The sequence below is a fragment of the Thalassospira sp. MCCC 1A01428 genome (assembly GCF_002115825.1).
Taxonomy (GTDB): domain Bacteria; phylum Pseudomonadota; class Alphaproteobacteria; order Rhodospirillales; family Thalassospiraceae; genus Thalassospira.
This window is the reverse complement of sequence record NZ_JFJZ01000008.1, coordinates 175,743-185,649: the sequence shown is the minus strand read 5'-3', so window position 1 is coordinate 185,649 and position 9,907 is coordinate 175,743. Positions and strand designations below refer to the sequence as shown.

9 protein-coding genes are annotated in these 9,907 nt (G+C 52.7%); 6 read left to right on the top strand and 3 right to left on the bottom strand.

Annotation, left to right across the window (positions count from 1 at the left end):
* A partial coding sequence (locus THS27_RS09425) for a tripartite tricarboxylate transporter substrate binding protein (RefSeq protein ID WP_246832907.1) occupies positions 1-600 on the bottom strand: 600 nt, incomplete at its 3' end.
* 110 nt (positions 601-710) lie between these two features.
* Between THS27_RS09425 and THS27_RS09420 the strand changes: the two genes are divergently transcribed.
* Genes THS27_RS09420 through THS27_RS09410 form a run of 3 tightly spaced genes read left to right on the top strand, consistent with a single transcriptional unit; the run spans position 711 to position 3,936 of the window.
* Complete coding sequence (locus tag THS27_RS09420; RefSeq protein ID WP_085590138.1) at positions 711-1,397, top strand: response regulator transcription factor; 687 nt, start codon at positions 711-713, stop codon at positions 1,395-1,397.
* Complete coding sequence (locus THS27_RS09415; protein ID WP_085590136.1) at positions 1,394-2,779, top strand: sensor histidine kinase; 1,386 nt, start codon at positions 1,394-1,396, stop codon at positions 2,777-2,779. Before THS27_RS09420 ends, THS27_RS09415 begins: the two co-directional genes overlap by 4 nt.
* The gene (locus THS27_RS09410) at positions 2,776-3,936 is read left to right on the top strand and encodes an ABC transporter substrate-binding protein (RefSeq protein WP_210402865.1); all 1,161 of its coding nucleotides are present in this window, start codon (positions 2,776-2,778) and stop codon (positions 3,934-3,936) included. Before THS27_RS09415 ends, THS27_RS09410 begins: the two co-directional genes overlap by 4 nt.
* Positions 3,937-3,958: 22 nt before the next feature.
* On the opposite strand, the gene THS27_RS09405 is transcribed toward THS27_RS09410, so the two are convergent.
* Complete coding sequence (locus tag THS27_RS09405; protein ID WP_085590134.1) at positions 3,959-4,930, bottom strand: DNA-binding response regulator; 972 nt, start codon at positions 4,928-4,930, stop codon at positions 3,959-3,961.
* A gap of 155 nt (positions 4,931-5,085) precedes the next feature.
* Here THS27_RS09405 and THS27_RS09400 point away from each other — a divergent pair, with 155 nt between their 5' ends.
* The 3 genes from THS27_RS09400 to THS27_RS09390 all read left to right on the top strand — a co-directional run bounded on the left by THS27_RS09400 (position 5,086) and on the right by THS27_RS09390 (position 8,287).
* Complete coding sequence (locus THS27_RS09400) at positions 5,086-6,267, top strand: EAL domain-containing protein (protein WP_085590132.1); 1,182 nt, start codon at positions 5,086-5,088, stop codon at positions 6,265-6,267.
* Positions 6,268-6,345: 78 nt separating this feature from the next.
* On the top strand, positions 6,346-6,828 hold the full coding sequence (locus tag THS27_RS09395; RefSeq protein WP_085590130.1) for a molybdopterin-dependent oxidoreductase: 483 nt from the start codon (positions 6,346-6,348) through the stop codon (positions 6,826-6,828).
* Entirely contained in the window at positions 6,815-8,287 is a 1,473-nt protein-coding gene (locus THS27_RS09390; RefSeq protein ID WP_085590128.1) for a sensor histidine kinase, read from the top strand. The genes THS27_RS09395 and THS27_RS09390 overlap by 14 nt, the downstream gene beginning before the upstream one ends.
* A gap of 370 nt (positions 8,288-8,657) precedes the next feature.
* Here the strand turns inward: THS27_RS09390 and THS27_RS09385 are convergent, their stop codons facing one another.
* Positions 8,658-9,878: a response regulator gene (locus THS27_RS09385; RefSeq protein ID WP_168184861.1), complete on the bottom strand. Its 1,221-nt coding sequence runs from the start codon at positions 9,876-9,878 to the stop codon at positions 8,658-8,660.
* Positions 9,879-9,907 lie beyond the last annotated feature (29 nt).

Genomic DNA, 9,907 nt, shown 5'->3' with positions numbered 1-9,907 from the left:
CAGAAGCTGGGTGACGGCTTCGCCGCCGCCTTCAAACGCGATGTATTTCACGGCGCGGGCATCGGAAATGCCAGCCGCTTTTGCTGCGATCAGAACTTTAAGGTGGTCCCAGCCGCCAACGGCCGAACCGCCAGCAAAAGCAATGCCGCGCGGATTTTCTTTAACTTTTTCGAACAGTTCCGGCAGGGTTTTGATGTCGGAATCCTTGGAAACAGCGATCACACCATAGTCAGCGCCAATAGTGCCGATCCAGCGAACCTGATCCATGGTTGAACCGGGGAATGCACCCTGGGCCAAACGGGTGGTGGTTGCCGATGATGCCGCAACGATCAGATCGTTGTCGTCATTACGTTTGGAAACGACTTCAGCATAGGCAACACCGCCGCCGCCGCCTGCCAGGTTAACAACCTGCATCGGGCTGGCGATGGTTTTAAGGTCATAAAGGGACTTGCCGATCTGACGGCAGGTAAAATCCCAGCCGCCACCAGCATTGGCCGGGGCAATACATTCAGGCTTGGACGGTTCAAAGGCAAATGCCGATGATGTAAAGGAAAGTGCAGCAAACACAGTTGCGGCGCCAAGTGCGGCGATCTTTCTCATGGTTCTTCCTCCCAGTTTCTATTCGCACCTTTTTGGTACGACGGTATATATGAGAGTAGCGGGCGAACCTTTCACCAACCTGTCATCAGAAAAATTCCGGGAGTAACGGTTTGAGAATACTGATTGTCGAGGATACCGAAGATGTGGCCGACGCCATCCTTTCGCATTTCTCGCGACAGGGGCATGTGTGCGAGGCGGCGGCAACCCTGGAAGATGCAGCGCATTTTTTGGGGCTGGAAACCTATGATCTGGTCATTCTCGATATCAATTTGCCTGACGGGTCGGGGCTGGATTTTTTAAAAAAGCTGCGGGCTGCTAAAAACGGCGTGCCGGTTCTGGTGCTGACCGCGCGGTTGCAGGTTGATGATAAAATTGACGCGCTGGATTTTGGTGCCGATGATTATCTGGTCAAGCCGTTTGATCTGCGCGAACTTGAGGCCCGGGCGCGTGCCGTTACCCGGCGCAAACACGGGGCCAACGAGGCAACGGTTTCGGTGGGTAATTTACATTGTAACTTTGCTGCCCATTCCGTGCGTGTCGATGACACCGATATTGAACTGACAAGGCGTGAATTTATTTTACTTGAAGCCTTTATGTCGAACCTGAACCGGGTTTTGCAAAAAGAGGAACTGTATTCCCGGTTGTACGGGTTAACGGGTGAAGCCGGGCTGAACGCGGTGGAAGTATATGTTGCCCGATTGCGCCGTAAGCTGGCGGATGCCACCCTTGAAATTCGAACATTACGCGGCCTTGGGTACCAGGCGGTGCCTGGCGGGCGGGCTGAGAAACCGTCATGAAGCCAGTTTTGGTTCCCCCATCTACCAATCCGCGCCAGTCGGTTGCCGTGCGTTTGGGCATGGCGATGGCGGTTATTTTGGCGGTGGTGTTGCTGGGAACCATTTTTGCGGCCAATAAATATGGCCAGGACGCCGCTGATGAAACCTTTGACAGGTTGTTGCGGGGTGCTGCATTGCAAATTGCCGAACGCATTTTGGTTACTGACGGCCATGCCAATGTTGATTTGCCGGTTTCGGCGTTCGAATTGTTATCGCTGGCGCGAACGGATCGTATTTTTTACCGTATCATTGGCCCGGATGGCAAAACCCTGACCGGATATGGGGATTTGCCCCTTCCCAGGGATGACAAGGGACGTGCCGATCAGACCTATAACACGCGGTATAAAGGGGCCGATGTAAGGGCCTATTTGCTGCGTCGTCAATTGGCCGAACGGTTTGTCAGCGGTGATGTGAAAGTGATTGTGGCACAAACCACGACAGAACGGGTGGCATTGGCGCGAAGCATTACCACCCAGGCCGTTTTGACGATTGCGGCTGCGGGTATTGTTTTGCTGTTGCTGGTTGTTGTTATGATGCGAATTGCCTTGCGCCCGCTGGCCCGGGTGGAGCGCACCATTTTGGACCGCGATGTGAATGACCTGTCGCCCATTGATATTGCGGCCCCGGCCGAGGTGGCGGTGTTGCTGGCCGCGATTAACCGTTTTATGCGCCGGCTGGACCGGCGAATTGAAGCAATGCAAAACTTTGTTGCCGATGCCGCCCATCAGATCAGAACCCCGATAACGGCTTTGCGCGCCCAGCTGCAACTGGCGCTGGAAGAAGACGACCCTGTGGTTCTGGCCCGCCTGCACAAACGTTTGCACGAACGGACCGTCGGGTTGGGGCGGTTGGCCGACCAGTTATTAAGCCATGCCCTGATTGCGCACCGGGCCGATATGGCAGTTTCGCAGGAACTGGATTTACGGCGGATTGCGCTGGAGGCCGAGCGTGAAATGCGCGCGGTATCGGATGAATTTATTCAGGTGGATTTGCCCGATGAACCCGTTGCGATCAAGGGGGACCCGATCAGCCTGCGTGAAGCGGTTAAAAACCTGCTGAATAATGCCTTAAAGCACGGCGAAATGCCGGTTAGCCTGGTGGTGACACCGGTGCAAAATGGCCATGCCTGCCTGCTGGTGTGCGATGCCGGGGCGGGTATAACGCCGGAAATTTCCAGCAAGATCGGCGAACGGTTTGCTTCAAACGGTATTGGGCCGGATAGTGCCGGGCTGGGGTTATCGATTGTATCGTCGGTGGCGTCCTCGCATGGGGCCGTTCTGGTGCGACGTGCCACTGATGATGGTTTTGAAATTGGGCTGGAATTTCCGGTGGCAACGTTATGACAAAAACAGTTTGGCAAATTTGCCGGATGGCATTTACCCCCGGTCACCGGCTTAAAACCGGTTTGTGGGCACTGGCAGCCTTAATTGCCGGTACGGTGGGTATTGCTGCCACCGTGATGAATGTTGCCAGCGCCGGGGACCGTGAATTTCCGGTGACGGCGGATGTGTCGGGGCGGCTGGTTATTCAAAGCACCACCGATTATGTCATTTTTTCTCCGGTGATTGACGCTTTTCAGGAACGCTGGCCCGATGTGTTGATTACGTATAACGAGCTTACTACCAACGAGCTGAATGATGCGATGGAACATGCCTGTGATCAGGGCCGTTTTTTGGGCGATCTGGTGATTTCATCGTCGATTGACCAGCAATTAAAGCTGGTCAATGACGGGTGTGCCCAATCGCCCGGTGCCCGGGTCGGGGCAAATTTGCCAGATTGGGCCAAATGGCGGGACCAACTGTTTGGTTTAACCTATGAACCGGCGGTGACGGTTTATAACAAGGCCTTTTTTGCCAATCGCAAACCACCGCAAAACCGTTTTGATCTGATCGATCTTTTACGTGAAAGCGACACCTTTCGTGCCAAGGTCGGAAGTTACGATATCGAAACTTCCGGGGTGGGGTATTTGTTTGCCTTTCAGGATGCCATTCAGGCCAGCACCTGGGGGCGGCTGGTGGAAAGTTTGGGACGAAACGAAGCCCAGCTTTTTTGTTGTACCGGGCAAATACTGGAACGGGTGGCAGATGGCCGCCTGTTGCTGGGATATAACGTATTGGGGTCTTATGCCTTGTCGCGTATCGGACGGGATGATCGGGTTGGGCTGGTTTTACCCAGTGATTATACGCTGATCATGTCGCGGGCGGCCTTTATATCACGCGATGCCGAGGAACCGGCGCTGGCACGGGCTTTTATTGATTTTATGCTCTCACCTCCGGGGCGGGCGATTTTGTCGCGCGATGCCGGTTTGTTATCGCCGATTGGCGGGCCGGATCGCCTGGCGCAACTGGTGGGCACGGTTAAAGGTGCCGATCCGCAGGAATTACGCCCGATTGCGTTAACCCCGGCCCTGATGGTGGGGCTTGATCAGGCCAAGCGTAATATATTTTTGCAACAGTGGCGGGCCGCCTTGCCGCCCCGTCAATTATCGCGTCACCCCTGATCGGGGGCTGTATCCTGACTGTTTAGTTACGCAGGGATGGAATACTGGAAAACACCGTTTTTAACAGCTGCGGTTGTCGGTTGACGCCGGTTTTAACAAAAATGGACTTTAAATAGGTGCGTGCCGATTGCACCGAGATGCCAACCGCTTCGGAGGCTTCGTCCAGGGCGACGCCTTCGGCCAGTTTCTGGGTCAGGCGTGCTTCGGACCGGGTCAGGCCAAAAACATCCATTAGATTATCGACCGATGGCGGGCCGATACTGTCGGGTTCGACCAGAATGAAAACAAAGCCGGGTTTTTCGCCGTTTTTATCGGAAATGCGACGCAAAAAGATGGATACCGTCAGATCATCGGATTCAAGTGCGAATCCTTTTTGTTGCGGGATGGATCGCCCGGCAGGCGGATAAAGGAATTTATCGAGGTCCTCGGGCGCCCGGTCCAGGGCAAGGCGATTATCGGCCTGGACATGTATCAGCGGGCAGCGCCGGATCAGTTCGGCGGCCTGGGCGTTCATGTGGTTGATGACCAGGTTTTGGTCGGTCGCGATCAGGCCCAGATTGAAAATATCGAGAAAGGCCGGCGGGATATGGGCCTGTGACCCACGGGTTTTTTCCACCGCACCGGCGATGCCCTCCAATAATATTTTAAGCGGGGTCGGTTTTGGATAAAACCGGTAGACGCCGTGTTCGTTGACCGCTTCCAGTGCCGATTCCAGGTCGGCATAGCCGGTCAGCATGATCACTATCAGGTCAGGGCGGACCTGACGCAATTTTGCTGCCAGCTCCAGCCCGGTCATGACGGGCATATGAATATCAAGGACGGCGGCTTCGATGGCGTTATCGGCGGAAATGGCATCAAGCGCTTGCTGGGGATTGTTGAAAAACAATGCCTCCCAGTCCAGTGACATGCCGCGCAGGCTTCGCCTGTGGGCGGCAAGCAGATTGTCATCGTCATCGACAAACGCAACTTTTACGCCCGAAGTAGCCAATTTCATCAAATCCCTCCTCGTTTGGGGATATGGCGACAGTCCTGTCATGCCGTATCTTCCGGTTAACGAAGCCTATCCGTTAATTGATCCGACTTGCAACAACGCTGTGTTGTGTTGGCCGGGAATGCCAGTTTAACTTCTGCCACAGGAAGTCATGTTCGATGGAATTAGCCGCTCATAATTTTCGTCCCACGATTTTGATGGTCGATGATGATGAAATGTTGTTGTCTTCAGTCCGTCGGACTTTGGGCGGTAATTTCAATATCGTTACCAACTGTTCGTCTGTTTCGGCCCTGGTGTGGCTGGCCAAAAATCATGGCACGGTCGACGCGGTCATTGCCGATTTGATGATGCCGGAAATGGACGGGATCGAATTTTTACAGCAGGCATTTACGGTGGCCCCTAGCGTGCCGCGCATGTTGCTGTCGGGGAATGTATCGTCGGTGTCACTGCGCGATGCCATTAATCGCGGTATGGTAAGCCGGGTTCTGGCCAAGCCGGTTTCACCGGCGGTGTTGCGCGAGGCCCTGAATGACAGCATTTCATCGCCTTTGCCGTGCGGTCAGAAACGCAAGATTTCCTCGTCTCTGGTGGGGGAGGCTGTTGAAAAAAATGGCCATCAGATTGTGGTGCAGCCCCGGGTTTCTGCCCATGATTTCAGTATTGTCGGGGGCGAGGTTTTAAGCCGCTTTGACGAATTACAGCATCGGTTCACCCTGGATGAGATTATTTCCGCCAGTGAAGATCATCCGGTTATTAACCAGCTGACATCGAATGTTTTACGCCTGTTGGAGATGGCTGCCAGTGATGTACAGCCCAAGCTGGGGCAACCGGCGCGTATTTCGGTAAATTGTTCGCCCTATTCGCTTAGCAATATGGATTTTGTTCAGTTTTTGATGCAGCGCGTCCTGGATTTGCGCAAGGTTAATATCGAGCTGGAATTTGAAATTACCGAACATAATGTCAAGGTTTTGTCCGAGCCGTTTATTCGCAATGCCCGTTATCTGAAAGAACAGGGCGTGCAATTGCTGATCGACGATTTTGGCACCGGCAATAATTCCATCCAGTTGCTGCGCTATGATTTTTATACCGGCATCAAACTGGATCGCGGCCTTGTCTCGCGCATGATGACCGAAGTGATTGACGACTCGTTCGTCGAATGGACCGTTCAGATTGCCCATAAACTGGGTTTAAGTGTGATTGCCGAAGGGGTGGAAAGCCTGGATGTGGCCGAGAGGCTTCAGAAATATGGGGTTGATGAAATGCAGGGATATTATTTTTGCCGACCCAAGATGCCTTGCGATTTACCGGTAAATTGTTTTTCCGGAATGACGACTTCTTGATCCATGCGTGATTAACCCCCAAATTTAACGTTGGCCTTGGGGGGCCAGAGAAACTGTTTCCGTGAAGGGGAATATTCAATGTTAAAAATTTTCACCAGGGTGGTATTTGCGGTGGCATTTGCTGCCATGTTGCTGCCGGTCAGTTCGGCGCAGGCCCGCAATGAATTAACGGTTGTGACCGCTGATGGCAGTAAAACAGTTCTATCCTATGATGATCTGTTAAACTTGCCGGCAAGCAAGGTGACAACCAACACCCCCTGGACTGTCGGAAAACGTGTTTTCACCGGTGTTTCCTTTGCCGATTTGCTGGGCAAATATGGCATTGCTGAGGGAGACGTGCGTGTTTCGGCATTGAATGATTATAGCGTGACAGTTCCGGTCACTGAATTGACCGAAAACGGGGCGATTTTGGCTTATCAACTTGATGGTAAAACCATGTCTGTTCGCGACAAGGGACCATATTGGGTCATTTTCCCGTTTGACAGCCACCCGTCTTTCCAGACAGATCAATACTGGTCTTATGCTGTGTGGCAGGTGAAATCGATTAATGCCCAACCTTAATAGCAAGAAAAAGTCTTTTCTCACGAACGGGGTCGCCATTCTGGTTTTGACCCTGTTTGTCGTTGTCTATTATTTTTATTCGATGGCGATTGTTCGCAAACTTGAAGACGAACGGTTTGCCTATCGCGAGAATTTTGCCTGGGCAATGTTTCAGATACAAAAGCAGTATCTGGTTCTGGATCGCGATATCCTTAAATATTCCGACGACAAAAAAGACGGGTCGTTAACCTACGACGATATTCTGTTTGATTATGATTTGTTTGTTAGCCGGGTATCGATTGTCCGCGACGGCAGCGGTTTTGCCACGTTGCACGAAATTCCCGAAGCGATCAAATTGCTGGCAGAACTTACCACCATCATTAAAAATATTGACCAGCATATTGCCGAAGGTTTGCCCGAAGCCCGGATTGTGGCCCTGATCGACACGCAACTGGGGGGAATGGCAGAACAAATTCAGGATGCTGCGGTTCTGACGACCAACTATGTATCGGTTTATAATTCCAGCAATATTGCCGGGGTTAAAAACGATATCGAGGAACTTTCCTATCTGTTTATTTTTGGCCTGGTCGTGATGATCGGGCTTTTGGTGTTTTTGCTTCATAACCGGCAGCGGGTTTTGCGTGCCGATATGGATGCACAGGTGGCACGCCAACAACAACATGTTGTCGAGGAAGCCGCCGAATACGCCAAAATGCACGCATTGGGCACATTGGCCGGCGGGGTTGCCCATGAAATTAACACGCCAGCACAGTATATTCACAATAACCTGGAATTTTTGTCCGACAGTTTTACCGAACTGACCGGGGCGATCCGCTATCGCGAGGATGGACCTGCCAACCTGGAAATCGAGCGTGACCGGGTGGAGTTTATGGCTGAAGAAGTTCCTTTGGCGTTGCGTGAAAGCCTGGAAGGATTGGAGCGCATTGCCGGAATTGTGCGCGGTATTCGCAAATTTGCCCATCCGACCAATGAGTCCATCGAACTGGTTTCTGTTCCCGATGAAATAGAAACGGCCATTACCCTGACGCGCAACCAGATCAAACATGTGGCCCAGCTTGATTACAGCTATCATTCGGATGTAACCGAGGTCATTGGGCGGCGTAACCATTTGTCACAGGCGCTTATCAATCTGATTGTGAATGCCGGACAGGCGATTAAAAGCAACGGCGTTAAAAATGGCCGGGTGCTGGTGGTGGTTAATCTGGTTGCCGATACCATTGAAATCCGGGTTCGCGATAATGGCGGCGGTGTGCCAGATGAACTACGCAACCGGATTTTCGATTATTTCTTTACCACCAAGGAACATGGTGTGGGCACCGGGCAGGGCCTGCCGATTTGTCGCAAGCTGATTCAGGATGATTTTGGCGGTGATCTGATCCTGACGGAAGGGCTGGTTGGCGAAGCTGAATTTGTTATTTTTCTGCCGGTATCGACCGAACGTTTGCAAGAGAATGCCTGATATTTGCCCCACCTATGAGGGGTGTTTTTGCTGTAGCTAACCTGTCAAGGTCTGGCGCGGCGAGACGGTTGTGCCAGGTGTGAAGTAAAACGGGCAAAGGTGTGACGCGCCAGCCTTCCGGTCCGTATCGATATCGCCGAAGGGTATGATTTTTAAGCGATGTTGATGGCCATTGAAATGAAAACCCCGGTTTCCCTGTTCTGCTTTTGGCAGGGGAAACCGGGGTTTTCTATCATGTGCCAGGGAATTCACATGATGAAAGTCATAACGTCATCACAGCACGTGATTTATGCTGCTTTGGGCAAGGGTTTTCGCAAACCTTGCCGCCGGTTGCGGGGCGTTGACCGGTTTCGATCAACGCGTTCCGGTCTTATTGGGCCTCGTGAAATCGAACGGTATCGCGGGCAATGTTGGACCAGGATGTCCATTTGTCGCCAATGCCAACTGTTGCAAGGTAGCGTTCGGAAAGGGGATATTTTTCCCTTACCAGCCGTCCGGACCGGCCATATTCGCGCGAGAAATGCTGTGCAGCGTAGACCATGGCCAGGGTTGATGACCGGCCGGTCGGGGCCGATTCGGGACGGTGATGAAAGGCAATATCCTCGATAATTTCGTGCTTGAAGCTCCAGAGAGCGGCCATACAGGCGGACAGCCCGGCATGACTGATGCCCATCACATCAATTTCGGCAGAAATGATGTCGCACTGGTTTTTGTCGGCGATGTGGCGGGCCGTCATGCTTTGATTGGGCAAAACGGTTTCAATCAGTTTGCTGCCAACATGGGCCAGAAGGGACGCAGCCCGGCTGGCATCGATGTTTTCAAACTCGCTGTTTTCATGACGGCCCAGCCGGGCGGCAATTTCTGCCATGATCAGGGCGCGGATCAATTCGGGGTCATTTTCTGCGGTTTCGCCGTCGCCATTGCCATAAATTTCAAATAGCAAGGCCAGCGCCTTGACGCTTTCAATACCCAAAATCTCAAAAAGATGATGCAGGGTTGCCGTGCTGTTTGCGGCAATCAACCCTTCCCGGCGGGCATAATGCCGGATAAAGGAAACGCAGTCGCTGTGGTCCATTGCATAATGCGACAGGTTTTCTTCCGATACCGGGCCTTCGTGATACAGGGTGGTTTGCAGGTTGCGAAATGCGGTGGGCCACAAATAATGACCCGGCAAACAGGACATCACACCCAGCAAATACGGGTCACGCAAATAGGACCGCAAAATAAGCGCCCGTTCGATTGCGTTAATGATCGATTGATCATCGCATGGTTTCATCAAAAAGTGATGGGTTGCAGATGTGCCCAGAAGATTGGCGTGTTCGTCGGCATAGCCAGATAACAGGATGCGGCCAATTTCCGGGTAAAGCCTTGAAACCTTGCGAAACAGTTCCGCACCATCCATCACCGGCATGCGCATGTCGGAAACAATCACATCAACACTGTGACGCGATTGCAGAAGGTTCAACACTTCTTCCCCATTGTCGCAAAACTGCAAACGCCAGTTTGGGCGCTTTGTCCGCACCCGGCGGCGCAGGCCGCTTAGAACGTTGGGATCGTCATCGACAAATATGATTGACGGTGCGTCTGACATGAAGCTGTCCCTTGTACGGCGCATTTGTG